Source organism: Robinsoniella sp. RHS (assembly GCF_001029355.1).
Lineage (GTDB): Bacteria > Bacillota > Clostridia > Lachnospirales > Lachnospiraceae > Robinsoniella > Robinsoniella peoriensis.
Map to the genome: position 1 here is coordinate 46,551 of NZ_JNGB01000006.1, position 26,281 is coordinate 72,831.

Here is a 26,281-nt window from a genome sequence, read left to right on the forward strand (position 1 = left end):
TATGAAAAAAGTAAATTTTGAAAAAATAGATGCACTAAATTTCCAGTCAAGTGAAGCATACAAAACTTTACGTACGAATATTCAATTTTGTGGAGAAAAAATAAAAGTTGTTTCATTTACAAGCTGCCTTCCCAACGAAGGAAAATCAACATTAGTCTTCCGTCTTGCCAGTTCTATGGCAGAGGCTGGGAAGAAAGTATTGATGATCGATGCAGATATTCGTAAATCAGTAACTGTTGCAAGATATCAGGCGGATAAAAAGGTTCAAGGTTTATCAGAGTATCTGACCGGACAATGTGCATTGGATGATTGTCTGTGCGGTACAAATATAGAAAATATGGACTTTATCTTTACGGGGCCAGTGGCTCCGAACCCATCAGAATTGCTGGGTAGTGATAAATTTGAAGAATTAATCGCCCGGTTACGTCCGGAGTATGAATACATATTTATTGATTGTCCTCCATTGGGAAGCATTATTGATGCAGCGATTGTTTCCACAGTTAGCGATGGTGCTGTATTTGTAATTGAAGCTGATATTATTAGTTATAAATTTGCGCAGAAGGTAAAACAGCAGTTGGAGAAGAGCGGTTGTAAAATCCTAGGTGCAGTATTAAATAAAGTTGATATGGATGGAAAAGGTTATTATGGCCGTTATTATGGAAAATATTATGGTAAAAAGTATGGCGGTTATTATGGCTATGGTTATGGGGAAAAAGATGTTCAAAATGCAGCAAAAGAGGCAGTAGCGGGAAATTAGATTATATTAATAGGAAACGGGAGAGTTATGAATGAACCCACGTGCAAATAAATTATATAGAACTTATATAGCAATAATTGAGTTTGCGATACTAACGGCAGTTTATTTCTTATGTATCTATTTAAGAACAGGCAGTATAGCATTATTTCAGAGCAGTGTGTTTTTGCTGGGGTACTTTTTGCTTGTAGTATTGCGGGTTGTACTGGTTAAAATTTTAGATCCCTATAAGGATATGTCTCACAGAGGACACTACAGGGAATTTCGGAATGTGTTAAAAATCAGCACATTTGAAGTTGCCCTGCTGATTGTGAGTCTGTATATGCTTGGCAAAGGAAAAGAGTTTTCAAGAACCGTATTTATCGTATTCTACTTGCTTGAGATAGTATTTGACTGGATTGTTCGTTATTGGTATAAGGAATATTTTAATACCAAGCATAAAGGTAATGGGACAAGCCAGAAGCTATTGGTGATTACTACATCTGATAAGATTGGTGCTATACTGAAAAGCATGAATGAAAATGACGATTGGTTTTATGATGTCTTTGGCTGTGCAATACTGGATAAGGAAATGACAGGGCAAACGATAGCAGGAGTTCCTGTGGTAGCCGGGCATAGTACGGTACGACAGTATGTTATACAGAATGTGGTTGATGCTGTCTTTTTAGATGGAAATATGAAGAATGATGATTTTCAGAAGTTAATAAATCTTGTTAGTGATATAGGCAGTATGTTATATATTAATCTGGCTAACTTTGGGATGGAATTGACAAATGAGAGAATTATCAGGATAGGTGGATTTACGACGTTGGCTTCCAGCCGAAGAGAGATTTCGCCTATTCAGAATATTGCTAAAAGGGCTATGGATATTGCAGGTGGGTTGGTAGGAAGTATTTTTACGGTGTTACTAACCATTATACTTGGACTGTTTATAAAGATAGATTCACCAGGGCCTATTTTCTTTAAGCAGGAGAGGGTAGGTAGAAATGGACGTCGATTTAAGATGTTTAAGTATCGTTCTATGTATATTGATGCGGAAGCACGGAAAGCAGAGCTTATGAAGCAGAATAAGATGAGTGGGATAATGTTTAAGATGGATAATGATCCTCGCATCACAAAGGTTGGTAAATTTATTCGGAAGACTAGTTTGGATGAATTTCCTCAGTTTTTTAATGTGTTGATGGGGGATATGAGTTTGGTTGGTACCAGGCCGCCCACGGTGGGGGAGTTTCAACAGTACGAATCACATCATAAGAAGAGGCTTAGTATGAAACCGGGGCTGACTGGGCTTTGGCAGGTTAGCGGGCGGAGTGATATTACGGATTTTGAAGAGGTTGTGGAACTGGATTCTAAGTATATTGATAGTTGGGACATTGGGATGGATGTGAAGATATTATTGAAGACGGTGGGGGTTTTGTTTGGGGATAGGCATGCGAGTTAAGAGAATGGATAATAGGCAGTTATTAATACATATTTATAGAATTAAATTTGAGTTAATCAAAAATTTTTATAGGATATTATTGTAGTAAGAAGATGGAATACGATTTTTCTTATTATATCCTTGGTTTATGGATGAGGCATAATATGAATAGGGCATAATAGGGACAAGGAGTTGTGAGGCGAATGGCTATACTTCGAAGTTCATATTTTCTTACCCGGAAAAGTGAGCAAAAGCTTGGAATATCAAGCGTTTTGGCAGACTAAGGAGGGTTGAGGTGCCGCAGCGGAGATTATATAATCTTCCGCTGTTTGTCGTTAAAAAGAGTTATAGTGACAGGAATATAAGGAGAATTATGAAAAATAAAAAAAGACTTTTGTTTGTTGTGGAGGCAATGGGTGGAGGTGTATATACTTATATTTTGGAACTAGCCAATGAATTAGTAAACAAATATGAGATGTATATAGCTTATGCGGTGCGACCACAAACACCGTTTGACTACAAAAATCAATTTGATAAGAGAATACATTTAATAGAAGTGAATAATTTTACGCGTTCAATTTCGCTAAATAAAGATTTAAAAACTTTATTTGAAATTAAAAAAATTGCTAATCATATTAATCCGGATATAATACATTTACATTCGTCAAAGGCTGGAGTAATAGGTAGATGGGCTTTCAATGGAAAAAAAATAGCGTTATTTTATACACCTCATGGTTATAGCTTTTTAATGTCAAATTATGGATTTGCAAAGAGAAACATATTTAAATTTATTGAAAGAATATCAGTTAGAAAATCGTGCACTGTTATATCATGTAGCGAAGGTGAGCATAGAGAAACATTGCAATTGACCAAGAATGCTACATATGTGAATAACGGGATTGATATAGATGAAATGAGAGAATTGATTGGAAAAATAAAATACAAACCTAATTCTTCTTTTACAGTTTTTACATTGGGTAGAATTTGCTATCAAAAGAATCCAAAACTGTTTAATGAAGTAGCTAAGGCACTGCCAGATATTAAATTTGTATGGATTGGAGATGGAGAACTTAGAGATGAATTAAATAGTTCCAATATTGAAATAACAGGATGGATAGACAGAAATGAAGCTTTGAGTAAGGCTATGTCTGCGAATGTGTTTGTATTAACTTCCTTGTGGGAAGGTTTACCAATGAGTTTACTTGAGGCTATGTATATGAGAAAATTGTGTATTGTATCTGATGTAATAGGAAATCATGATGTGATAAAGTCCAATGATAATGGATATGTATGCAATACAAAAAAAGATTTTGTAGAAGCTATTTTATTTGCAAAAATGAATGAAACAGAAAAGTTAAAAGATAAAGCATATATGCAGATTTTAAATCAGTATAATACAAAATGTATGGCAGAACATTACGAAAGAATTTATTCGAAAAAATTGGAGAAATAAACGTATGAAAAAGGTTGGAATAGTATCTTGTTATTTTCAGCATAATTATGGTAGTATGCTACAAGCTTATGCAACACAAATGGCGCTAGATAATATGGGAATAGATAATGAAACAATAAATATTGAAGGTTTTGCAGGAGAAATCAAAAAAGCAAAAATAAAATATTTTATTAAAGCTTCTTTAACATCGAAAATATTATTTACAAAATTTGGAATGGCAAAAAATGTGGCAATTAAAAAGTTTTCCAAAGGTAATTATGCAGCAAAATCAAAAATCAGAAATAATAGATTTATTCAATTTAGCAAAAGAGAATTTAAGTTATCAGAGCAATATAATTCAAAAAAGGAACTTGCTAGTCTAACAAGTCAAAAGTATTCTGCTGTTTTGGTTGGAAGTGATCAATTATGGCTTCCAGGAAATATTGCAGCTGACTATTATACATTGAACTTTGTTCCAGAAAACACAAATACAATCGCATACTCAACGAGTTTTGGACAGGCATCGTTGCCAAAGGATAGTGCAAGAAAAGCTGCAAAGTTCTTGAGAAAAATAAAACACATAGGAGTAAGAGAAGAATCAGGCCAGAAGTTGGTAAAAAAATTAACAGGACGGGATGTGCCAATAGTATGTGATCCTACACTTCTTTTTTCAGGAGAAGAATGGAATAAAATACAAGATTCAAAACCGTTAATAGATGAACCATATATTCTCTGCTATTTTCTAGGCAATAATCCATTGCATAGAGATTTTGCGAAGAGATTAAAACAAGAGACAGGATGTAAAATTGTAGCATTAGTACACTTAGATGAATATGTAAAATGTGATGAACAATATGCAGATGAGAGCCCGTATGATATTGATCCATCAGACTTTTTGAACTTAATTAAAAACTCTGAATATGTATGTACAGATTCCTTTCATTGCACCCTTTTTTCAATTTTGTATAATAAGATTTTCTTCACATTTAGAAGATATAATAATAACTCAATTCAGTCAACAAACAGCAGGTTAGATACGTTATTCAAGCTAACTGATATATCAAATAGGCTTATGAATGGAGATGAAAATATTAAGTATTGTCTAAATAGAGAAGTGGATTTTGAGCATGCAAATCTATTATTGGACAAGGTAAGAGAAAATTCATATGAATATTTAAAAAAAGCACTTTCTGATGAAGGGAGTACAGACCTTTGCTAGCAAATAAAGAAAAATGTACAGGATGTGCATCTTGTGCATCAATATGTCCAATACAATGTATTACTATGGCGGTTGACAAAGAAGGATTTAAGTATCCAATCATTAACTCAGAGAAATGCATTAATTGTAAAAAATGTGAAAATACTTGTCCTGTTTTACTTAAAACAGAGCCTGAAGAAAAAGAGCAAGTAGGATACATAGCACAGCATAAAAATCAGTTAATTAGAAAAGACAGTTCATCAGGAGGCGTTTTTACAACAATAGCATCCTATGTTATTTCTTTAGGTGGGGTAGTATTCGGAGCAGCCTATGATGAAAAATTTAACGTACATCATGTTTATATAGAAAAAGTCTCGGAGTTATATAAATTAAGAAATAGTAAATATGTACAAAGTGATATAGAAAATTGTTTTATAGAAGTTAAGGATTTTTTATCGAAAAATAGATGGGTATGTTTTAGTGGAACACCGTGTCAAATAGAAGGACTTGTTGCATTTCTTGGAAAAAAGCATGAAAAATTAGTATTGGTAGATGTTGTTTGCCATGGTATTCCATCACCATTGATTTGGAAAAAATACATAAGTTATCAAAAGGTTGATAATTATCCAGATACCAATATTAGATTTAGGGATAAGTATTATGGTTATAAATATTCTACGATGAGTATTATCAACAAGGAAAAAAATATATATCATGCTGGTGCGGAATCGGATCCGATGTTAAGAGCTTTTTTTGATGATATGATTGATAGACCGTCATGTTATAATTGTTCTTTTAAATATAGGTACCGTTTAAGTGATTTTACAATATGGGACTGTTTTTCGGTTTATGATTTTAATGAAGATTTTGATGATGATCTTGGTACTAGTAGAGTTCTTATTCAATCGGAAAAAGGAAAATATATATTTGAAAACATAAAAAGCAGTATGGATTTTATGAAAGTAGAACCTGATAAATTAGTACATGGTGTAAAAGAAATGTTTGAATCAGTAAAGACTAATAAAAAGAGACAAGCATTTTTTGAAGATGCGCAAATTTTATCTGGAGAAAAATTATTTGAAAAATATTACCCAATATCTAAATCTGTAAGAATCAAAACAGTATTTAGATTAGTATTAGTTAAGAGTGGTTTATATGCATTTGCAAAAAAATGTTTAAATAAAATAAAAGGCAGATAAACAAATAATTGCAATATATAGATATAATGGATAGAGAAAGTCTTTAAGAAACAATAAGGAGAGAACTATGATTATAACAAAAACACCTTTTCGAATGTCTTTTTTTGGTGGTGGAACAGATATGCCAAAATTTTTTAATGAACATGGTGGAGCTGTTTTGTCTACGACATTTGATAAATATTGCTATGTAAATGTTCGTCATTTACCACGTTTTTTTGATTTTAAAACACATTTAACTTACTCAAAAATGGAGTATGTAAATTCAATAGATGAAATACAACATCCGGCGATCAGAAATGCTATGAAGATGCTAGATATGGAAGAAATAAGATTAACATACGAGGCGGATCTACCAGCCAGATCAGGACTAGGGACGAGTAGTTCGTTTGCAGTTGGAATGCTTAATGGTTTTTATGCATTAAAAGGAAAATATGCAGATAAAAAGAAGTTAGCTGATGAAGCGATACGGCTTGAAAGAGAACTGTGTATGGAGGCTGGTGGATGGCAAGATCAAATTGCTGCTTCCTACGGTGGTTTTAATCGAATAAACTTTTATGATAATGATTATGAAGTACTTCCATTGATTATTTCCCCAGAGAGAAAAAAAGAATTAAATTGTAACTTATTAATGTTTTTTACTGGGTTCACAAGATTTTCATCTGATGTACAAAAGGCTAATTCATCTGGAAAAGAAGATAAGATAGATCAACTAAAAGAAATGTATTCATTGGTTGATGAAGCTGAAAGAACATTAACGGAAAAAAAAATTAATATTGATGAATTTGGCAGACTTTTGGATCATACTTGGAAATTGAAAAGACAGACAGGTTCAGCGGTATCCACAGATAGTATAGATTATCTGTATAAAAAAGGAATTGAAGCCGGGGCTTTAGGGGGAAAATTACTTGGAGCTGGTGGTGGTGGATTTTTAGTTTTTTATGTACAACCAGAATATCAAGAAGCAGTTAAGAGGGCAATGAGTGACTTATTATATATTCCATTTGAGTTTGAAACAGGTGGAACAAGAGTGATACATTATACACCGGAATCATATGAGCCTGCAGAACAAAAGGAGATCTAATAAATGAATGTTGTTATTATGGCTGGCGGGAAAGGTACACGAATTTCGTCAATTACAAGTGTAATTCCAAAACCGATGATTAAAATAGATAATAAGCCAGTACTAGAACATGAGATAGAATGCTTACGAGAGCAGGGATATTCAGATATTATTATTACAGTAAGCCATTTAGGAAATGTAATTATGGATTATTTTGGTGATGGAAAAGGTATTTCACCTGCAACAGAAAAGCCGTTTGGTGTTGATATAGAATACTTTATTGAAGATGAGCCACTTGGAAATGCTGGGGCACTTTTTGAATTGAAAGATCGATTAAAAGAAGATTTTTTATTACTAAATGCAGATTCTATGTTTAATGTGGATTTCAATCGATTTGTAGAGTATCATAAATTGAAAGGTGGTTTAATAACACTTTTTACACATCCTAATAATCATCCTTATGATAGTGGATTAATTATAGCCGATTCAAATTGCGTCGTACAGGAATGGCTTGCAAAAGAAGATGATAGAAAAGGATATTATAAAAACAGAGTGAATGCTGGTTTGCATGTTATTTCACCCCAAATATTGGAGAAAAGACCTGATACAAAAAAAGTGGATTTAGACCGTCAACTTTTAAAACCATATTCAGGAACTGGAAAAATGTTTTGTTATGATAGCCCTGAATATGTAAAGGATATGGGAACTCCTGAAAGATATTATTCTGTTAGTGAGGATTGTATATCTGGAAAAATAAGAAGAAGAAATTTAAAGAATTTACAAAAAGCTATTTTTTTAGATAGAGATGGTACACTTAATGAGTACAAAGGATTCCTGAGAAATATGGATGATTTTGAATTGTTGGAGGGTGTACCAGAAGCATTAAAAAAAATAAATGAATCAGGGTATTTAACTATTGTAGTTACAAATCAACCGGTAATTGCTCGCGGTGAAGTAACAACAGAAGAATTGAATATGATTCATAACAAAATGGAAACATTATTGGGTGAAAAAGGAGTGTATGTTGATAGTATATACTATTGTCCGCATCATCCACATAAGGGTTATGATGGAGAAGTTGTTGAATTAAAAATCGACTGCAACTGTCGAAAACCTAAGCCAGGAATGTTATTAGATGCTGCAAAAGATTTTAATATTGATTTGTCACAGTCATGGATGATTGGTGATAGTGAAAATGATATACTTGCAGGTCAAGCAGCTGGTTGCAAAACAGCATTAATTGGAAATGATCATTTTGGACAGGAGCAAACAGTTTGTTCACTTCAAGAATTTGTTGATAAAAATTTATAATATAGTATGAAAAGAGGTGAAGACAAATGAAAGCATTAGAGGATAGGTTAGTAAAACATATTAAGTTATTGCTAAAGAGGTATCCAGCGCTTGATGCAATTCAGACAGATATAATTAATGCTTATTTGATTTTAGAGGAGTGCTATTGTCAAGGAGGTAAATTATTAGTAGCTGGCAATGGTGGTTCGGCGGCTGACTCAGAGCATATAGCAGGTGAGTTAATGAAAAGATTTAAAACACCAAGACCTGTAGACAAAGAGTTTGCAGACAGGTTGATTGAAATTGACTCTATAAGAGGACAAGAACTCGCAAATAATTTAGAATGTTCATTAATGGCTATTCCATTAGTTGCTCATGAAGCTTTAACAACAGCATATATAAATGATGTTGATGGATTAGGTGTTTTTGCTCAACAATTGTTTGGCTTTGGTAGGCAGGGCGATGTGTTTTTGGGGATATCAACGTCAGGAAATAGTAAAAATGTAATGAGTGCGACAGTTGTAGCAAGAGCTCTTGGAATTAAAGTAATTGGATTAACAGGTGCAAGTGGGGGTGAATTAGCTGAAGTTTCAGATGTGTGTATAAAGGCGCCTGAAACAGAAACATACATGATCCAAGAGTATCATTTACCTATTTATCATTGCTTGTGTTTGATGCTTGAAGATAAATTCTTTGGAAAGGAAGAGATATGATGAAAATAGCTTTAGTTGGTAGTGGAGGTTATATTGCAAGTTTTTTGCTAAAAAAGTTTGAGGAAGATCCCAATATTGAAAGCATTCTGAAAATTGATCAAAATGAAAATGCTGATGAAGTTTTAAATTTACAACAACCAGAAAATTTTAATTATGATATTTTAAAAGAAGTTGATTTTATAGTTTTTACAGCAGCAATTTCAGGACCGGATAAGTGTGCTGATGAATTTGATTTCTGTTGGAAAATAAATGTAGAGGGAACTAGCTATTTTATTAGAGAAGCTATTGATAGAAAGTGCAAGGTTCTATTCTTTTCAAGTGATGCAGTATTTGGTGATATTTCAGGGGAAATATACAATGAGGAATCCGAAACAGACGCAAAAACACCTTATGGAAGAATGAAAAAGGCAATTGAAGATGAATTTAAACAAAGTCCATTTTTTAAATGTATTAGATTGTCATATGTTGCTTCGGCAAGGGATAGATTTGTTTCATATTGCTTAGACTGCATTAATAAAGATGAAGTTGCTGAAATATTTCATCCATTTTATAGAAATTGTATTGTTGTAAGTGATGTTGTTAATGTAGTGTGTTGGATGTCACTTCATTGGGATGAGTATAAACCATTTGTTTTAGATGTGGCTGGTAAAGAACTAGTAAGTAGAGTTAGAATAGCGGATGAAATCAATAGGATTTTAGATAATAAATTAAAATATACAATTGTTCAGCCTAGAGATGCGTTTTATCAAAACAGACCAAGAATAACACAAATGGAAAGCTTGTATTTAGAAGAATATAATATAATTAAAGATAATAGTTTTACAGAAAAAATAAAAATAGAATTTAAGGAGATAGAAAGATGAGTAAAAAAGCGTTAATAACAGGAATAACAGGAATGGTTGGTTCTCATTTAGCAGATTTTTTATTAAAAGAGACAGATTGGGAAGTGTATGGTGTTTGTAGATGGAGAAGTCCACTTGATAATGTAACACACTTGCTTGATAGAGCAAATAAAAAAGATAGATTATATTTTGAATATGCTGATTTAAATGATGAAATATCATTAATGACAACTGTTAACAAAATAAAGCCAGATTATGTATTCCATTTGGCAGCACAGAGTTATCCATTGACTTCTTTCACTGCACCAATAGATACTTTGAATACTAATATTTTAGGAACAGCACGTTTATTAGAAGCTTTTCGTCTTGCTATGGAAACAGATGAAGAATATAAACCAGTAGTACATGTTTGTGCATCATCAGAGGTGTTTGGAAAAATTCCAGCTGAAAAGAAACCAGAAAGCGGAATTAATGAAGAGTGTCCATTCCATCCAGCGTCACCATATGCCATTTCAAAAGTTGGAACAGATTTATTAGGTAGATACTATGCTGAGGCATATGGAATGACAGTTATGACAACTAGAATGTTTACACATACAGGACCTCGTAGAGGTGATGTTTTCCATGAATCAACATTTGCAAAACAAATTGCTATGATTGAGGCAGGCTTAATTGAACCAAAGGTTATGGTTGGAAATTTACAATCATTAAGAACATATGCAGATGTAAGAGATGCAGTACGCGCATACTATATGTTAGTTACAGTTAATCCAATTGCTGGAGCTTATTATAATATTGGTGGATCTTATACTTGTGAGGTAGGAGATACTCTTAATACTTTAATTTCTTATTCAACAATGAAAGATAAGATTGAAGTTTTAACAGATCCAGAAAGACTACGTCCAATAGATGCAGACTTACAGATACCAGATTGTAGAAAATTTAAAGAACATACTGGATGGGAACCGGAAATTAGTTTTGAACAGACGATGCATGATTTATTAAATTATTGGCGAGACAGAGTTAACAAAGGTGAATCTTTCCTTATAAGATAATATTATAAAAGGATGTTAACTGGGGATATTTTAACAATATCCCTAGTTGTACTATAAATGGTGTTTTATGAAAAAAGTATTAATAGATTATTTAGGAAGAAATAATGCAGGACCTGTTTTTACGATTGAAATTGCAAGGTCTATGGCAAAAAATGGATATGAAGTATTTGTGTTAATTTCAAAGCAGACAGTGAATAGAACTGAATGGGAATGTGATTCTTTTTTTAAGGAAATATATGAGGTAGATACATATTCAAGTAATATAGAGTTTTTAGTTAATACCACTCGTCTATTTGTATCTGGCAAGAAAAAAATAGTTGAACATTACAAAAAAAAACAGATTAAATTTGATTATATAATTAGGCCATTTTATCATCCGTGGGCTGTTTTTTTGGATAATACAATTGCATATGAAAAAGTTGTAACATTTTGCCATGATCCAATAAGTCATTACGGCGCTAATAAACTTAGAAGTTCTCTTTTTGGCAAGTTTATGAAGCAATCAGATATAGTAGTTGTTTTAACAAAATCATTCACAGAAGTTGTTGAAAAAAAATATGGTATTGATAAAAAAAATATAATATTTATGCCTCATGGTATTATTAAAATGTATAAAAATAAACAAATGAAGCAGGATTCAACATTGTATTCTAAAGATAAGATAAACTTTATGTTTTTTGGAAGAATAGAGAAATATAAGGGCATTGGAGTGCTATTGAAAGCATTTAATATGTTATGCGAAAAATATCAAAATGTAAGTTTAACGATTGCTGGGAAAGGACAAACTGAAGAATTTGAGGATTTAATGAAAAATCTTCCGAACTTTAAATTGATGAATAGATTTATTGAAGATGAAGAAGTAGGAATGTTATTTGATGGACCAAATGTAATAACTGTAATGCCATATTTAGATGCAACTCAATCTGGTATTATACCACTTGCTCTAGAATATAAGACTCCTGTTATTGCAACCGACACAGGTGGAATCCGTGAGCAGCTTTTAGATGGAAAGTTCGGGTTGATTGCCAAGCCAGGTGATGAAAAATCATTATATCTTGAAATGAAAAAGATAGTTGATGATAAGAATATAATTACTGAACAGAAAAAAATAATGAAAGAGGTTTCAGAAGAAATGGACTGGGATGTTATTTTAAATAAATTCTGTCAAGAGTTAGAGGGAAAATGTGATGTCCAATAAAGTGTATAATGATAAGGTAAGTATTATCTTGGTCAATTATAATGGAAATAATGATACTTTGGAGTGTGTAAAGAGTTTAAAACAAATTGCTTATACAAATTATGAGATCATCGTTGTAGATAATGCTTCTGCAAATGTAGATTATATAAAAAGTGAACTAAATGAATCCGTGATTTTTTTGCAAGCAGAAAAAAATTTGGGATTTGCAGGTGGAAACAATTTGGGAATATCATATGCATTAGATAATGGTGCAGAATATGTGGTGTTGCTTAATAATGATACGACAGTTGATAAAAATTTTATTTCTGATATGGTATTTTCTTCAAAGAAAAATAAAGATAATGGGATAGTGACTGGAAAAATATTATTTCATTCTAAGCCTGATTATATTTGGTATGCTGGTGGAGAAATGAATTTAAATAAGGCAAAGATTAGACATTTTGGAATAAGAACGAAAGACAAAAAAATAATTGAGGAAAAGTATGTTAATTTCGCAACGGGGTGTTTGATGTTAATACCCAAAAATGTTATTGAAACAGTGGGATACTTAGATGATCAGTATTTCATGTATTGTGAAGACGCTGAATTTTGTGTTAGGTTGAAGAAAAATGGATATAGTATTATTTATAATTCAGAGGCTGTTATTTATCATAAAGTAAGTGCTTCTAGCGGAGGAGCAGGCAGTAAATTAAGTCAATATTATAGAACAAGAAATGAGTTATACTTAGTGAGTCATTATTCAGATCATAAAATACAAGGTATTATATTCTGTTTATTGAGGTTTTTAAAAAGAATCATGAAAGGACAATTTTCTGTCAACTGTGTAAGATATGGAATAAGAGACTATATGAATTCAAACATGGGTATGACAAATATTAGTTTTAGGTGAATGAAAAATGAAAAAAAAGGATATTTTATGGGTTTCTTTGATGGCACCATATGATAATGTGGGACATGCCTCAGGAAAAACACAAAACTTTTATTTGAAAAAATTACATGATAAGGAAGAATACAATATTTACTTAATATCTTTTGCTAATTGCAATATAAAAGAAAAAGTAGATTTAGATAAATATAATATAAAGAATAAAATTTTCTATTATACATGGGATGGTAAAGCAGGAAGAACTATGAAATGGAGAAGTCGATTTTCAAAAGTTAACATTTGGAATCGTAATGCAGGATTAATTTCTCCTTATTATGCAGAGTGTGCGCTAAAACAGATGATGCAGATGAAAGAAAAAGGATATGACCCCCAAATTATTATTTTTCAATGGACCGAAATTGCACTGATGCTAGAAAAAGCAAAGAAAATATTTCCTAATGCTAAAACAGTTATTATTGAAGAAGATGTTTCGTTTTTAGGGCATGAAAGGAAAGCTGAAGCAGAATCAGGAATTAAAAAACATTTTCTTAGAAAGAAAGCTTTAAGAATAAAAAAACGAGAAATTGAATTACTAAATAAGTCAGATTTAATTATTCTGAATAATGAAAAAGATAGAGATTTGATTTGTAATGAAATATATGATACTGATAAAATTATGGTGTGGTGTCCTTATTTTCAAAATATGTTACCATATAAGAGAAAAGAAAGTAATAAAAACATTATTTTTTTTGGAGCAATTTCAAGACCTGAAAATTGGAAATCTATTGTTTGGTTTATAAAAAATGTGTGGCCACTTCTTAAAGATGAGGAAATTCATTTTATTATTATTGGTAGTAATCCGCCAGATGTTTTAAAAAAATATGAGTCTGATAGAATACAAATTACGGGCTTTGTTGAGGATATTAAACTATATTTTGAGGAATCAATGTGTTTAGTTGTGCCATTGGTTTTAGGTGCTGGGGTAAAGGTAAAAGTATTAGAAGGACTTTCAGCAGGAATTCCGGTTTTAACTAATACTATTGGAATAGAAGGGATTCCTGCAAGAGATAAGGAAGATTTTTTCTTTTGTGAAACACCAAATGATTATGTGGACATTATTGAATCTTTATGTGCGCATAAGATAAATACTAATTCAATAGAAATGAATAGCAAGGAATTTATATCACATAATTTTAATTATGAAAATGATGTGAACCAGTTTCAAGAAAGATTGAAACAACTATTATAAGTATTAGGAGGAAATAAAAGGCGTGAAATTGAGAATAAACATAAATAGACTTCCATTTTTTCTTTCAGTATTTATATTATGTATTTATACTTTTACGCGAGGCGGAGCAGCTCTATTGATTAGTACCTCTATTTGGACAGTGTTACTTGGAGTTGTATTAGTATGCTCTATATACAACATAATTCAGTATGGTGGAAAAAAAATAACTTGGGAGGAATCACTTGTAGGCATATTTATACTTATAATTTTATTTTGGAATAATCAAGATTTTGCGCATGGTGCTTGGTTTCTTCAATTTGTTATGATTGTATTCTTTATATTTCTTCTGGCTGCTACAAAAACAGATTATTGGTTTGAGTTTGCCTTTAATATGATGATTGCAATGGCTCTTTTTCATACTTTCTGGACGTTGTTGTGTTATGCAAGCCCAAGTGTATTCAATAATTTTATATATCCAATTGTAAAACCAATAACGCTCTATGATTTAAGAGTTATGTATGACAAAGGTTTTATTATGGGATTTAATTATTCTAACTCACAGGATGCAATGTACTTAGCAATGGGACTATGTGCATGCGTTAGTGGAATCTTATTTACTAATAATAAAAAAATAAAATAAGGTATGTTTGTTTTCTTTGCTAATTGCTATTTCATTATTACTTACAGGTAAAAGAGGACCAATATTATGGATTGCCATTGGTTTTGTGGTTACATATTATGTTTACAATAGTAATAAGAAAATGAGTAGATTATTTAAACTTTTTTCTTTGTTTATTTTGATTATTACATTATTTTTAATCGGCTCAACATTCATTCCAGGACTCAATAACTTTATTGTAAGATTTCAAGAGCAGATTCAGGCAGGGGATGTTTCTACTCATCGTTATGAATTATGGGGAATGGGAGGCGCTGGATTTGTTTCAAGTCCTATTTTTGGACATGGTTGGTTTTGGTTTAAATATAATAATATCTTTGGAACCAGTTATCATGTACATAATTGTTATATTCAATGGCTATGCGAACTTGGCATAATTGGTTCATTACCATTTTTTATATTTATTATAACAGTATATTCTAGAGCAATAAAACTGATAAAAAAAATAAGTTTAGGGATTATTACTGTGGATGATAAACTGGTAAAAATTCTATCGTTTTGTTTATTCTATCAGACTTATTTCCTAATATATTGTTTTGCGGGTACATCATTTTATGAACCAGAAACATTACTTCCCTGGGTATTTAGTAGTGCAATAATACTATATAGTTGGAAAAAATATAAAGGGGCAAATATGGTGGATAAGAGAGAGTAGGATTTGCAATTATGACAGAAAAATTACAGAGAAAATTTTTGAAATTTAGAGCATTGTTTGTAACTGGAAATAAAAGAGCGGAGTTGTATCGCCCATTTCTATATCATCTAGGTAAAGATTGTGAGTTTTATACGCGAAACTTAGGAAATGAACCATATCTGATTAGTATTCACGATCATGTAATACTTGCAGCAAATTGTAATTTTATTACACATGATTATTCAACAGCGTGTGTGTCACATTATTTGGGTAAGCCAGTAGGAAAAATAGGTTCGATTGAAATAGAGGATAATACATTTATAGGTGCTTATGCGACAATTATGCCTAATGTTCATATTGGTAAAAATTGTATTATAGCGGCAGGCAGTGTTGTTACAAAGGATGTGCCAGATAATGAAGTTTGGGGAGGTGTTCCTGCAAAGTACATCACAAAAATGGATGAATATAGTAAAAAAATTGTAAAAATAAATGAATGCTATCCATGGCATGGTATAAAGGGAGCCGATAGTATTCAGGCAAGACAGAAATATTTTTTTGAAGATAAGAAAAACGAAATAATTGAGGAGGAAGGAAATTGAAAGTTGGAATAATGACATGGTTTTATGGGGATAATTATGGAGCTAGGGCTCACTCATACGCGCTTCAGCAAACAGTAAAAGTACTTGGTCATGAATGTGTAATGATATCGATATTTCCGCCTCATTTATTTAAAATGAATTTGAAAATGAATTTAAACTATAAGAACAGGAAACAACACCCAGTATTAGCTATGCGATGTTTGATACGAAATTATAATTTTTATAAAGCTAGAAAACAAATGTACAGCAGTAGTAAAATTGTAAAAAATGCTGAAGAAATTGACGCATTAGGATGCGATTTGATTATATTGGGAAGTGATGAAGTTTTTAAGGTAGAACATCCTTATTTTAACAAATTATTTTACGGTGTTGGAATTAAAACACCGACTATTTCATATGCACCAAGTGCTGGACAAACATCTGTAAACTATGATTTGTCATCAGATATAAAAGAAGCAATAATGAAAATTAAGAGTTTATCAGTAAGAGATCATCATACATATGAATTGATAAGAAATAACACGGGAAGAGAAGCTGAAATTGTCTTAGATCCAACGTTAATATATGATTTTAGCAATATATCAATCTCGCTTCCAGAAAATAAATATGTACTAGTATATTCATTTGATACTTTAGATGAGTATAAAGATAGAATAAAAGAGTATTCAGAAAAAAGAAACTTAAAAATTATTTGTATTGGCAGATATTGCAGTTGGGCAGATAAATCATACGATTCAATAGATGTTAGACGTTGGTTAGGGGCGTATAAAAATGCTGAATTAGTAATATCTGATTCATTTCACGGAACTGTGTTTTCAATAAAAAATACCAAACGTTTTGTAATTCTTGGTCGAGAAGATAAATTAAATAAGATAAATGATTTAATGCGTGATTGCGGTGTCTCATTACAGTTTTATGATGGAAGTCATTCCATTGAAGAATATTTAAAACAACCATTTTCTTATGAAGAAATAGAGAATACACTTAACTTAAAAAAGAAGGTATCAATGCAGTTTCTTAAAAATGCTTTAAACGAGGTACAAAGATGATATTTATTATTATAATTATTGTGTTAATTATACTAAACAATGTGTGGCTGCATATTTATTCGTGTCTACAAGAAAAAATGGATGCAAGAGCAGAACAAAAAAGGATAAAAAAGACTAGTGATGAGAATGGATTAGAACACAAGCGAAATAATTCAGGGTCTTCTAAAAACGGAATAAAAAAAATAGCTGGGCTCATATATTCTACAATTAATCCGTATTTATATGGATGGATGCGATATAATATTCTTTTGGCTGGAAAAATTCCGAGTCATAAGATCAGAAATATTCTATATAAATTTGTTTTCAAAATGAAGATAACAAAAAATACTGTAATATATGGAGGAAGTGAAATTAGATCACCATGGAATATTACAGCTAACAGATGTGTTATTTCTAATAATTGTATATTAGATGGAAGAAGAAAAATAATAATTGAAGATGATGTTGTCTTTGGTGGTGGTGTTCATATTTGGACAGAAGAACATGATGTAAACGATCCAATGTTTGCAGTTAATTTTGAAAATGCCCAGTCGGTGATTATTCATAAACATGCATGGATTTGCTCTGATTCAACAATTCTTCCAGGTGTTGAAATTGGAGAAGGAGCAGTAGTGGCATCGCGTGCTGTAGTAACGAAAAATTGTGAATCGTTTTGTGTATATGGTGGAGTTCCTGCAAAAAAAATCTCAATTAGAACAAAAGATTTGAGATATACTTTAAATGGAAAACCAACATGGCATTTTTATTGATGAGGTAATTATTTTGGTTAATTTAGATTTAGCAAATTCCCCAATCTTTTTACAAATGGAAAAAAAGGATTGTTGTGGATGTGAAGTTTGTGTGGCTATGTGTCCTACAAAATGTATTACAATGAAAGAAGATAGTGAAGGCTTTTTATTCCCACATATGGATGAAACTAAATGTATTTCATGTGGAAAATGTAATAAAAGTTGTCCAGTGTTGCAAGTAAAAGAAAATGTTTTAATAAAAGATACATATGCTGGATATTCATCTAGTTCAGAAATAGTAGATAAAAGTGCATCGGGGGGCGCTTTTTCGGTTATTGTAAATAGTTTTTTGAATACTTTTAAAACAGATGCATTTGTGGCTGGGGTAGTTTGGGATGATGATTTCAAAGGATGTCATCATGTTGTGACTAATAATATTGCTCAGATAGAGAATATGAAATCTTCAAAATATGTACAAAGTAAAAAAGGAAATGTATATTCTCAGATTGAAGAATTATTAAAGAAAAATAAGAAACTTTTGTTTTCTGGAACTCCATGTGAAGTTGCAGGACTAAAGCAGATGCTTGGAAAAGAATATGAAAATCTAATTACTGTTGATATTGTATGCCAGGGACCCAGCTCACCTAAAGCATTGGAATGTTTTGTGGGTATTATAGAACGTAAGTACAGGTCTAAAATAAAAAAAATGAATATGAGATTTGTACAAAAAGAACCATGGATACCACAATGGCTCAAAATAGACTTTAAAAACAATAAAACTTTTTTGAAAGTTTTTTATGAAACTGAAATAGGTAGAGCGGTGCATATTATGCAAAGGTGGTCATGTTACAGTTGTCATTTTTGTGGTAATAATCATGCATCTGATATTACTATTGGGGATTATCATGGAGCGGATGTTAATGAAGTTTATTACAATCCAAGAGGTACATCTATTGTTATTATAAATACAATTAAGGGTAAAAAAATCTTTAATCATATCTCTGAAAATGAAAGTAAGTGGTTTCATGTTGATTATAATATGGTGGTAAAATCAAATCCTAGAATTTTAAGATCGTGGAAACCACATAAAATGCGAGAAGAGTTTGGAAAGAAATTAGGAAATAATGATTTGCATGATGCTGCAAAAATGAGTTGGTCATTTCGTCAGAAATTGAGAATAAAGATACCATATGATTTTCGAATTATTCTTAGAGAACTTAGACAAAGAAATAAGTAAAGGATGATAATATGAAAATATTAATGTTTGGTGGTAGTGGAATAATTAGTTCGGAAATATGCAAACTAGCTATTTTAAAAGGGGATTCTGTTACTATATATAATAGAGGAAGAAGAAAAGAAGAAATAGCGGAGGGTGCGCAATTAATCATAGGTGATTTAAGAAAGGAAACAGTCGAAAATATAACAAATAAAATTGATGATTATTATGATGTTATTTTTGATTTTATCAGTTATATATCTGAGCAATTAGAAAAAACAATTGAAATTTCGAATAAACGTTGTCAGCATTTTATTTATATTTCTTCAGCAACGGCATATACAGATACAAAAGATGCGATTTATCGTGAAGATTCAAAAATAGGAAATTGTAGATGGCGATATGCTCAAGAAAAAGCTAATTGTGAATTTTTATTACAAAATAAAAATGTTTCATTTAATTATACGATTATTAGACCTTATATAACATATGGACATACAAGAATACCGTATCAGGTCGCCCCAACTGACTACTACACAATTATAAATAGAATTAAATGTCATAAACCAATAGTAATATGTAATAAGAATACAAAATGTACATTAACTAATGCAATAGATTTTGCCAAGGGTGCATACGGATTGTTGCTAAATCAAAGAGCATATGGAGAGGCTATACATATTGTCGGAGACTATGTGACTACATGGGGAAATGTTATTGAATGTATTGCAAAAGAATTGGGTGAAAAAGTTGTTTTAATCGATATACCAATCACTTGGGTTGAAAAAAATCGAAAAAATATTGGATTTGATGTGGATGAAATTATTGGTGATAAGGGAAGAAATATGGTGTTTGATAATGATAAGATCAAGAAATTGGTTCCAGAATTTTCTGACTTTAAAAGTTTAGAAGATTCAATTAAAAATTCGATAAGCTATTTTGCAATTAAGGAACATCAAAAGATTGATTATTTTTGGGATGCAGGAATTGATAGAATGATAGAATCTTATTTGAAAAAAACAGGACAAAATGGTGGTTTAGAAAGCATTTCTATCAAAACATATAATTACGAATTATCTAAAAATGAAAAAACAAGATATCTTTCGAATCGTAGTAAAGTGAATTTGTTCCTATTCAAGTTGAGAAGAAAAATAAAAATATATTTGGGAAAAAACGGTGAATAAAATGATAAAAAAATTTTTTCATAAATATAATATGAATTTACCGGCTAAAGCTGCTATTTGGTTCACTTTTTGTAATGTTATGCAAAAAGGAATTTCAATGATCACGGTGCCCATTTTTACTAGAATTTTATCTACCGAAGAATATGGTATTTTTAGCATATATTTATCGTGGATGAATATCTTAGTTATTTTCACATCGCTAAATCTGTATTATGGTGTTTTCAATAATGCGATGTTAAAATATGAAGATGAAAGAAATAAATTTACGTCTTCAATGCAAGGATTGACGGTTGTTATAACTACTATTTTCTTTGCTATTTATCTTTTAGGAAAAGATTTTTTTAATAATATAATCGGTTTAAGTACAATTTTTATGGTATTAATATTTATAGAAATGGCAGTAACCCCAGCTTTACAATTTTGGTCAGCAAGACAGAGATTTGAATTTAAATATAAAGCTTTAGTAGGAATTACACTAGCTAAATCGCTTCTAAATCCAATTTTGGGTATAGTTGCAGTTATAGTTACTAGACAAGGAGCTTTGGCTAGAGTATTTTCGGTAGTTATGTTAGAAGTTATTTTTTGTGGAACGATAATGATCTATCAATTTATCAAGGGTAAATCTTTTTTCGTAAAAGAATATTGGAAATATGCAATATCATTTAATTTACCATTACTTCCGCATTATCTATCAGGTTCAATCTTGAATCAAGGAGATAGAGTAATGATTAATATGTTTTCTGGTAAAACAGAAGTTGGAATATATAGTGTAGCGTATAATATTGGTATGTTAATGCAGTTGTTTACAAATGCAATAAATGCATCTTTTACTCCCTGGTTTTATATGAGTCTGAAGGAAAAGAAATATGAAGAAATTAAAAGAGTAACTAATCTTCTTTTATTATTAATGAGCATTCTTGTTATACTATTAATGTTTTTTTCACCAGAAGTAATTAAAATCTTTGCGACGAAAGATTATTATGAAGCTGTCTATGTTATTCCTCCTATTTCAGCGAGTGTATTTTTTATATTTATGTATATTTTATTCTCAAATTTGGAATTTTATTTTGAAGAGAACAAATTCATTATGATAGGGTCAGTATCTGCAGCCATTCTGAATGTTGCATTAAATTATTTATTTATTCCCAAATTTGGTTATTTGGCGGCGGGATATACTACACTTGTATCATATGTATTGTATTGCGTGGCACATTATATATTTAGTCTAGTTGTGTGTAAAAAACATATAAATTCTGCGAAGTTATACAATGGTAAATTTATTAGCATGCTATCATTAGGAGTTATTATTGCAACCCTCTTATTTAACATTCTTTACAATTACACAATTTTAAGATATCTATTAGCACTAATATTTGGAATTATACTCTGTATAAAAAGAGATTATTTTAAAAGAATTCTTATGCTTATAAAGAGTAAATAAACGTGTGTGAAAGACAGCATGTATTTTATGAGAAGTATTTTTGTAAAGAAATTAGAAATTAGTGCAATTGAAATCATCAAAAGATGTTAAGTGTTTTAAGCATTCATTCGTTACCTCTATTGGAGAAGAGCCAGATAGTTTATTATAATAATTGAGCATAAGATATTTGAAATCTAATATTTCAGGTGGGACATTTAATATACCTGACAACTGCAAGACTGCCCTGATTCATAACAAAAACTGGTACGACCAGCAGGTCAATACTGTATACCATGAAATGGCAGAACACTATGGTACGGCGATCATCCCTGCCCGGCTGCGAAACCGGAAGTTTTTTGATATCAACGAGATGAATTCCGCTATCTGGAAAGAGCTGGATCAGTTTAACCATGCGCCTTTCCAAAAAAGGGAGGGCAGCCGCTATTCCGTATTCGAGGAGGAAAAAGCCCCCTTTATGCAGCCGCTTCCGGTGCATTCCTATGAATTCGCACAATGGAAAATGGCAACCGTCCAGCTGAATTATCATATCGCCATAGAGACACAGAATTATTCGGTGCCCTATGAGTAAGTCAAGAAAAAAGTGGACATCCGTTACAGCCGGAGTACCATTGAGGTTTTCTATAAAGGCACCCGTATCTGCAGCCACGAACGGCTCCACGGCCGCCGGGGGCATATTCTACGGTGGTTAGCCATATGCCCGTAAACCACCAGCTGTACAGCGAATGGGACAGCGCCAGGTTCCTGAAATGGGTTTCCGGTATTGGTGTATCCACCAGACGGGTAGTCCAAAAAATGTTTGATACCTATCACATTGAGGAACAGGCATACAAAGGCTGTCTCTCCCTCCTGAAGCTGGCTGACAAATATACTCCTGTGAGGCTGGAAGAGGCCTGCAAGGCAGCACTGGACAAGATCCCAAACCCACGCTATAAAAACATACGGCTGATTCTGGAATCTGGCGGCGACAAAACATCCAACGTAACGCAAGCCGGTGCCAGACCTCCCGTAACGGGCCAGTATGCAATTGTAAGGGGCGGAGCATTATTACGGAGGTGGCAGCCATGAAGAATGACACCCTGAAAAAACTGCGTGCCATGAAACTTCCAGCTTTCGCCCAGGTATATCAGCAGCAGATTGACAACGAGCCTGATTACCAGTCCCTGCCGTTCCATGAACGGCTTATGCTGATGGTTGATGCCGAATCCGACTCCCGGCACAATAACAACATAAAACGGCTGGTTAAAAATGCCGGTTTTTCAGATTCCTCCGCATTTCTGGGAAATATTGATTAACTTCCAGACCGCCATCTGAACCGTGACCTGCTGGAGAGCCTTGCTGACAACGAATATATCCGGAAAGGTCTAAACGTCATACTGATTGGCGTTACAGGATGCGCAAAGACTTATATAGCCAGCGCACTTGGCATGAATGCCTGCTAGTCTGGTTATAAAGCCAGATATATCGGGCTACCGGAACTGATCAGTGAACTGGAAGCTGCAAGGATACAAGGCAGATACCATCAGGTGATGAGACAATATCAGAAGTATGCGCTGGTAATACTGGATTAATTCCTGCTGATTCCAGCATCTGACCAGGAACAGCGTGACCTTCTGGAACTCATGGAATACCGATGCGGAAGGGCATCTACTGTTTTCTGCTTACAGTTTGTCGCAGAAGGATGGCATGAACGGCTGGGCGGGAGTGCTCTGGCGGACTCTATCCTTGACCGTATCATCCCATCTTCATATAGCATGAAGATAGACGGGGATGTATCTATGCGGCAAAGGAAACGTGTTATTAAGAACTAAACCCCAGTAAGGGAGCCACTATAAAGCGGTGGCTCCCACCATCGGACTCATGGCTCCTGGTATTGGAACGCATGACTCTATTTAAGAAGATTGGGTGGCTCCGCCACTCCGGTATATTCACCCGGAATGAAGGAACCTATAAAAAGGCCCAGGCAAAGTATGCGAATCCGGTCTTGCTCATCATTGATGAAGGGCTGCTCATGAAACCCACAGAATCAGAGCAGCATGATATCCTTGAATTGCTTCACAGACGCCGCCGTAAATCATCTACCATCTTCTGCTCGCAGTACGATCAGAGCGGCTGGTATGACCAGCTGGGAGGAGATGAAAGCCCTCTGGCGGAAGCAATCTTGGACAGGATCAAACACGATGCCTGCCAACTACAGGTCTATGAGAGAGGTATATGGACTGGATCAGTCCTTAAGCGAGTAAACTCGCAGATAACAATAATGCTGATGATTTCCTGCTCCGGACTACTGATTTCCAGTTCTCCGGAACAGCGATTTCATCGCACCGTAATAAACATGCGTAAATTTACCTTCCGAAATAAAGGTGTAGAGTTCACCCACGATGCGCTTACCTTTCATATCGTATATACTCCTTATTTTGTATTATTATCATCAGCAGTCTACATACATCTTCTCATATCTTCTCATAATAATTCTGATATTCCCCAGAAATAATTGTTTCCCACCATATTTTATGATCAAGATACCACTGAATCGTTTTTTTAATTCCGTCTTCAAATTTTGTTTCCGGCAGCCATCCTAATTCATTGTGAATTTTGGTAGGATCGATAGCATAGCGCATATCATGGCCCTTGCGGTCTTTGACATAGGTAATCAGGCTTTCTGGTTTATCCAGCGCTTTACAAATAATTTTAACAATATCGATATTCTTCATTTCATTGTGACCGCCTACATTATATACCTCACCAACACGTCCGTTGTGTATGATTAAATCTATGGCTTTGCAATGGTCTTCCACATAGAGCCAGTCACGGACATTCAATCCCTCCCCGTATACAGGAAGCGGCTTATCGTTTAATGCATTGGCGATCATCAGAGGAATTAATTTCTCAGGGAAATGGTAGGGTCCATAGTTGTTCGAGCATCTGCTGATTGTAACCGGTAGGCCGTAGGTTCGGTGATAAGCGAGAACTAACAAATCGGCACTTGCCTTGGAGGAACTGTAAGGACTGCTGGTATGTATCGGTGTTTTTTCAGTAAAGAATAAATCAGGGCGGTCTAATGGAAGATCACCATATACTTCATCGGTAGATACCTGATGGTATCTTTGGATTCCATATTTACGGCAGGCATCCATGAGAACTGCAGTTCCTTTAATATTGGTATCTAAGAAAACTTCCGGATTTTCAATGGAACGGTCTACATGGCTTTCTGCAGCAAAGTTTACGACCATATCGGGGTGTTCCTCTTCAAAAAGTCCGTAAACTGCTTCACGGTCCGTGATGTTTATCTTTGCAAAGCGGAAGTTTGGATGATTCATGACTGGTTCCAGCGTGGAGAGATTGCCAGCATAAGTCAGACAATCTAAGCAAGATATGCGATAGTCAGGGTATTTGTTTAACATGTGGAATACGAAGTTGGATCCGATGAATCCTGCTCCGCCGGTTACGATAATATTCATAGTTTTCATTCTCCTTTGAATTTGGTTTAAGAATACGTTTTAGTGAAGGATATCCATGTATTTTCCGTCTAAGACATCTTTCAAATATTGGCCATATTGATTTTTCTTTAAGAATTCATATACGCGTATGAGGTCATCCCTTGTAATCCAGCCATTGAGATAAGCGATTTCTTCCAGGCAGGCAATTTTGCGGTGCTGATGAGATTCCATGGTTTTGACAAAATTAGTGGCTTCTACAAGGCTTTCATGTGTTCCAGTATCCAGCCAGGTGAATCCTTGACCCACTAACTCTACGTTTAAATTATTATTTTCTAAATAGATTCGGTTCAGGTCCGTAATTTCAAGTTCTCCACGATCACTGGGTTTTAAATTTTTAGCATATTCAACGACCTTATTATCATAGAAATACAGACCAGTTACACAATAATTACTCTTTGGCTGTTTGGTTTTTTCTTCAATGGAAATCGCTTTGCCCTCTGAATTGAACTCCACAATGCCGAATCGTTCAGGATCATCTACGTAATAGCCGAAGACAGTAGCACCTTTGCCGCTTTCTGAATTTTCGACAGCAGCATTAAGCCGTTTTTTAAGTCCATGTCCTGCGAAGATGTTGTCACCAAGTACCATTGCAACGGTATCCTTGCCGATAAATTCTTCCCCGATGACAAATGCCTGTGCCAGTCCGTCCGGATTTGGTTGCACGGCATAAGATAAATTCGTGCCAAATTGATGCCCATCGCCTAACAGTTCTTTGAAACGCGGGGTATCCTGAGGTGTTGAAATAATCAGAATATCACGTATGCCCGCATTCATCAGAACGGACATGGGGTAATAAATCATAGGTTTGTCGTAAATGGGTAATAATTGTTTTGATGTAACCATAGTCAGTGGGTAAAGGCGGGTACCAGAGCCGCCTGCATGTATAATTCCTTTCATATGAATTCTCCTTTTCTTTGTTGGTTTTTATCTTCTGCAAAATGAAATCTCTTCAAGTATAATACCATTATAAAAGGTGCCCCTAGGGCACCTTCAAGTGTTTTTT

27 protein-coding genes and 2 pseudogenes are annotated in these 26,281 nt (G+C 33.3%); 27 read left to right on the forward strand and 2 right to left on the reverse strand.

Features of this window, described 5'->3' with window-relative positions:
* The first annotated feature begins 1 nt into the window (after position 1).
* The 27 genes and pseudogenes from RHS_RS04750 to RHS_RS04870 all read left to right on the forward strand — a co-directional run.
* On the forward strand, positions 2-757 hold the full coding sequence (locus RHS_RS04750) for a CpsD/CapB family tyrosine-protein kinase (RefSeq protein WP_044292855.1): 756 nt from the start codon (positions 2-4) through the stop codon (positions 755-757).
* Between the two features lie 31 nt (positions 758-788).
* Complete coding sequence (locus tag RHS_RS04755; protein WP_047832479.1) at positions 789-2,195, forward strand: sugar transferase; 1,407 nt, start codon at positions 789-791, stop codon at positions 2,193-2,195.
* A 352-nt stretch (positions 2,196-2,547) separates the two neighbouring features.
* Positions 2,548-3,627 (forward strand): glycosyltransferase, encoded by a 1,080-nt coding sequence (locus RHS_RS04760; protein ID WP_047832502.1) that lies wholly within the window; start codon positions 2,548-2,550, stop codon positions 3,625-3,627.
* Positions 3,628-3,631: 4 nt separating this feature from the next.
* Entirely contained in the window at positions 3,632-4,825 is a 1,194-nt protein-coding gene (locus tag RHS_RS04765; protein ID WP_047832480.1) for a polysaccharide pyruvyl transferase family protein, read from the forward strand.
* Positions 4,819-6,003 (forward strand): Coenzyme F420 hydrogenase/dehydrogenase, beta subunit C-terminal domain, encoded by a 1,185-nt coding sequence (locus RHS_RS04770; protein ID WP_047832481.1) that lies wholly within the window; start codon positions 4,819-4,821, stop codon positions 6,001-6,003. Before RHS_RS04765 ends, RHS_RS04770 begins: the two co-directional genes overlap by 7 nt.
* A gap of 67 nt (positions 6,004-6,070) precedes the next feature.
* Positions 6,071-7,084, forward strand: coding sequence for a kinase (locus tag RHS_RS04775; RefSeq protein WP_047832482.1), 1,014 nt, complete (start codon positions 6,071-6,073; stop codon positions 7,082-7,084).
* 3 nt (positions 7,085-7,087) lie between these two features.
* Positions 7,088-8,374 carry a D-glycero-beta-D-manno-heptose 1,7-bisphosphate 7-phosphatase gene (gmhB, locus tag RHS_RS04780; protein ID WP_047832483.1) on the forward strand — a complete coding sequence of 429 codons (1,287 nt, stop codon included), beginning with the start codon at positions 7,088-7,090 and terminating at the stop codon, positions 8,372-8,374.
* 26 nt (positions 8,375-8,400) lie between these two features.
* A complete protein-coding gene (locus RHS_RS04785) occupies positions 8,401-9,066 on the forward strand; it encodes an SIS domain-containing protein (protein WP_047832484.1) in 666 nt (221 codons plus the stop codon).
* Complete coding sequence (locus RHS_RS04790) at positions 9,063-9,929, forward strand: NAD-dependent epimerase/dehydratase family protein (protein WP_395021320.1); 867 nt, start codon at positions 9,063-9,065, stop codon at positions 9,927-9,929. Before RHS_RS04785 ends, RHS_RS04790 begins: the two co-directional genes overlap by 4 nt.
* Positions 9,926-10,963 (forward strand): GDP-mannose 4,6-dehydratase, encoded by a 1,038-nt coding sequence (locus tag RHS_RS04795; protein ID WP_047832486.1) that lies wholly within the window; start codon positions 9,926-9,928, stop codon positions 10,961-10,963. The genes RHS_RS04790 and RHS_RS04795 overlap by 4 nt, the downstream gene beginning before the upstream one ends.
* 67 nt (positions 10,964-11,030) lie before the next feature.
* Positions 11,031-12,161, forward strand: coding sequence for a glycosyltransferase family 4 protein (locus tag RHS_RS04800; RefSeq protein WP_047832487.1), 1,131 nt, complete (start codon positions 11,031-11,033; stop codon positions 12,159-12,161).
* A complete protein-coding gene (locus RHS_RS04805; protein ID WP_047832488.1) occupies positions 12,151-13,050 on the forward strand; it encodes a glycosyltransferase family 2 protein in 900 nt (299 codons plus the stop codon). Before RHS_RS04800 ends, RHS_RS04805 begins: the two co-directional genes overlap by 11 nt.
* Positions 13,051-13,057: 7 nt before the next feature.
* The gene (locus RHS_RS04810; RefSeq protein ID WP_047832489.1) at positions 13,058-14,275 is read left to right on the forward strand and encodes a glycosyltransferase; all 1,218 of its coding nucleotides are present in this window, start codon (positions 13,058-13,060) and stop codon (positions 14,273-14,275) included.
* Between the two features lie 22 nt (positions 14,276-14,297).
* A complete protein-coding gene (locus RHS_RS04815) occupies positions 14,298-14,894 on the forward strand; it encodes a hypothetical protein (RefSeq protein ID WP_047832490.1) in 597 nt (198 codons plus the stop codon).
* 7 nt (positions 14,895-14,901) lie between these two features.
* Positions 14,902-15,585 carry an O-antigen ligase family protein gene (locus RHS_RS04820; protein ID WP_395021325.1) on the forward strand — a complete coding sequence of 228 codons (684 nt, stop codon included), beginning with the start codon at positions 14,902-14,904 and terminating at the stop codon, positions 15,583-15,585.
* A gap of 11 nt (positions 15,586-15,596) precedes the next feature.
* On the forward strand, positions 15,597-16,163 hold the full coding sequence (locus RHS_RS04825; RefSeq protein ID WP_395021327.1) for an acyltransferase: 567 nt from the start codon (positions 15,597-15,599) through the stop codon (positions 16,161-16,163).
* A complete protein-coding gene (locus RHS_RS04830) occupies positions 16,160-17,212 on the forward strand; it encodes a polysaccharide pyruvyl transferase family protein (protein WP_047832492.1) in 1,053 nt (350 codons plus the stop codon). Before RHS_RS04825 ends, RHS_RS04830 begins: the two co-directional genes overlap by 4 nt.
* Positions 17,209-17,961 carry an acyltransferase gene (locus RHS_RS30125; RefSeq protein ID WP_395021330.1) on the forward strand — a complete coding sequence of 251 codons (753 nt, stop codon included), beginning with the start codon at positions 17,209-17,211 and terminating at the stop codon, positions 17,959-17,961. The genes RHS_RS04830 and RHS_RS30125 overlap by 4 nt, the downstream gene beginning before the upstream one ends.
* Positions 17,933-19,177: a Coenzyme F420 hydrogenase/dehydrogenase, beta subunit C-terminal domain gene (locus RHS_RS04840; protein WP_047832493.1), complete on the forward strand. Its 1,245-nt coding sequence runs from the start codon at positions 17,933-17,935 to the stop codon at positions 19,175-19,177. Before RHS_RS30125 ends, RHS_RS04840 begins: the two co-directional genes overlap by 29 nt.
* 11 nt (positions 19,178-19,188) lie before the next feature.
* Positions 19,189-20,340 (forward strand): NAD-dependent epimerase/dehydratase family protein, encoded by a 1,152-nt coding sequence (locus RHS_RS04845; RefSeq protein ID WP_047832494.1) that lies wholly within the window; start codon positions 19,189-19,191, stop codon positions 20,338-20,340.
* Between the two features lies 1 nt (position 20,341).
* On the forward strand, positions 20,342-21,781 hold the full coding sequence (locus RHS_RS04850; RefSeq protein WP_047832505.1) for a lipopolysaccharide biosynthesis protein: 1,440 nt from the start codon (positions 20,342-20,344) through the stop codon (positions 21,779-21,781).
* A 166-nt stretch (positions 21,782-21,947) separates the two neighbouring features.
* Complete coding sequence (locus RHS_RS30130; protein WP_395021333.1) at positions 21,948-22,349, forward strand: hypothetical protein; 402 nt, start codon at positions 21,948-21,950, stop codon at positions 22,347-22,349.
* Between the two features lie 12 nt (positions 22,350-22,361).
* Positions 22,362-22,484: a hypothetical protein gene (locus RHS_RS30135; RefSeq protein WP_395021335.1), complete on the forward strand. Its 123-nt coding sequence runs from the start codon at positions 22,362-22,364 to the stop codon at positions 22,482-22,484.
* A complete protein-coding gene (locus RHS_RS30140) occupies positions 22,475-22,846 on the forward strand; it encodes a hypothetical protein (RefSeq protein WP_395021337.1) in 372 nt (123 codons plus the stop codon). Before RHS_RS30135 ends, RHS_RS30140 begins: the two co-directional genes overlap by 10 nt.
* Entirely contained in the window at positions 22,843-23,073 is a 231-nt protein-coding gene (locus RHS_RS04860; protein WP_047832495.1) for an IstB-like ATP-binding domain-containing protein, read from the forward strand. The genes RHS_RS30140 and RHS_RS04860 overlap by 4 nt, the downstream gene beginning before the upstream one ends.
* A gap of 27 nt (positions 23,074-23,100) precedes the next feature.
* A pseudogene (locus RHS_RS04865) lies at positions 23,101-23,589 on the forward strand (ATP-binding protein).
* Between the two features lie 122 nt (positions 23,590-23,711).
* A pseudogene (locus tag RHS_RS04870) lies at positions 23,712-24,021 on the forward strand (ATP-binding protein); the annotation flags it as partial.
* Positions 24,022-24,231: 210 nt separating this feature from the next.
* On the opposite strand, the gene rfbB reads toward RHS_RS04870, so the two are convergent.
* Both rfbB and rfbA read right to left on the reverse strand, forming a co-directional pair.
* Positions 24,232-25,239, reverse strand: coding sequence for a dTDP-glucose 4,6-dehydratase (gene rfbB / locus RHS_RS04875; RefSeq protein WP_047832496.1), 1,008 nt, complete (start codon positions 25,237-25,239; stop codon positions 24,232-24,234).
* A 39-nt stretch (positions 25,240-25,278) separates the two neighbouring features.
* Positions 25,279-26,175 (reverse strand): glucose-1-phosphate thymidylyltransferase RfbA, encoded by an 897-nt coding sequence (rfbA, locus tag RHS_RS04880; RefSeq protein ID WP_047832497.1) that lies wholly within the window; start codon positions 26,173-26,175, stop codon positions 25,279-25,281.
* Between the last annotated feature and the right edge of the window lie 106 nt (positions 26,176-26,281).

Coding starts and splice junctions, on each gene's coding strand:
- RHS_RS04750 (WP_044292855.1), top strand. CDS start 2: ATGAAAAAAGTAAATTTTGAAAAAATAGATGCACTAAATTTCCAGTCA.
- RHS_RS04755 (WP_047832479.1), top strand. CDS start 789: ATGAACCCACGTGCAAATAAATTATATAGAACTTATATAGCAATAATT.
- RHS_RS04760 (WP_047832502.1), top strand. CDS start 2,548: ATGAAAAATAAAAAAAGACTTTTGTTTGTTGTGGAGGCAATGGGTGGA.
- RHS_RS04765 (WP_047832480.1), top strand. CDS start 3,632: ATGAAAAAGGTTGGAATAGTATCTTGTTATTTTCAGCATAATTATGGT.
- RHS_RS04775 (WP_047832482.1), top strand. CDS start 6,071: ATGATTATAACAAAAACACCTTTTCGAATGTCTTTTTTTGGTGGTGGA.
- gmhB (WP_047832483.1), top strand. CDS start 7,088: ATGAATGTTGTTATTATGGCTGGCGGGAAAGGTACACGAATTTCGTCA.
- RHS_RS04785 (WP_047832484.1), top strand. CDS start 8,401: ATGAAAGCATTAGAGGATAGGTTAGTAAAACATATTAAGTTATTGCTA.
- RHS_RS04790 (WP_395021320.1), top strand. CDS start 9,063: ATGATGAAAATAGCTTTAGTTGGTAGTGGAGGTTATATTGCAAGTTTT.
- RHS_RS04795 (WP_047832486.1), top strand. CDS start 9,926: ATGAGTAAAAAAGCGTTAATAACAGGAATAACAGGAATGGTTGGTTCT.
- RHS_RS04800 (WP_047832487.1), top strand. CDS start 11,031: ATGAAAAAAGTATTAATAGATTATTTAGGAAGAAATAATGCAGGACCT.
- RHS_RS04805 (WP_047832488.1), top strand. CDS start 12,151: ATGTCCAATAAAGTGTATAATGATAAGGTAAGTATTATCTTGGTCAAT.
- RHS_RS04810 (WP_047832489.1), top strand. CDS start 13,058: ATGAAAAAAAAGGATATTTTATGGGTTTCTTTGATGGCACCATATGAT.
- RHS_RS04825 (WP_395021327.1), top strand. CDS start 15,597: ATGACAGAAAAATTACAGAGAAAATTTTTGAAATTTAGAGCATTGTTT.
- RHS_RS30125 (WP_395021330.1), top strand. CDS start 17,209: ATGATATTTATTATTATAATTATTGTGTTAATTATACTAAACAATGTG.
- RHS_RS04840 (WP_047832493.1), top strand. CDS start 17,933: ATGGAAAACCAACATGGCATTTTTATTGATGAGGTAATTATTTTGGTT.
- RHS_RS04845 (WP_047832494.1), top strand. CDS start 19,189: ATGAAAATATTAATGTTTGGTGGTAGTGGAATAATTAGTTCGGAAATA.
- RHS_RS04850 (WP_047832505.1), top strand. CDS start 20,342: ATGATAAAAAAATTTTTTCATAAATATAATATGAATTTACCGGCTAAA.
- RHS_RS30140 (WP_395021337.1), top strand. CDS start 22,475: ATGCCCGTAAACCACCAGCTGTACAGCGAATGGGACAGCGCCAGGTTC.
- RHS_RS04860 (WP_047832495.1), top strand. CDS start 22,843: ATGAAGAATGACACCCTGAAAAAACTGCGTGCCATGAAACTTCCAGCT.
- rfbB (WP_047832496.1), bottom strand. CDS start 25,239: ATGAATATTATCGTAACCGGCGGAGCAGGATTCATCGGATCCAACTTC.
- rfbA (WP_047832497.1), bottom strand. CDS start 26,175: ATGAAAGGAATTATACATGCAGGCGGCTCTGGTACCCGCCTTTACCCA.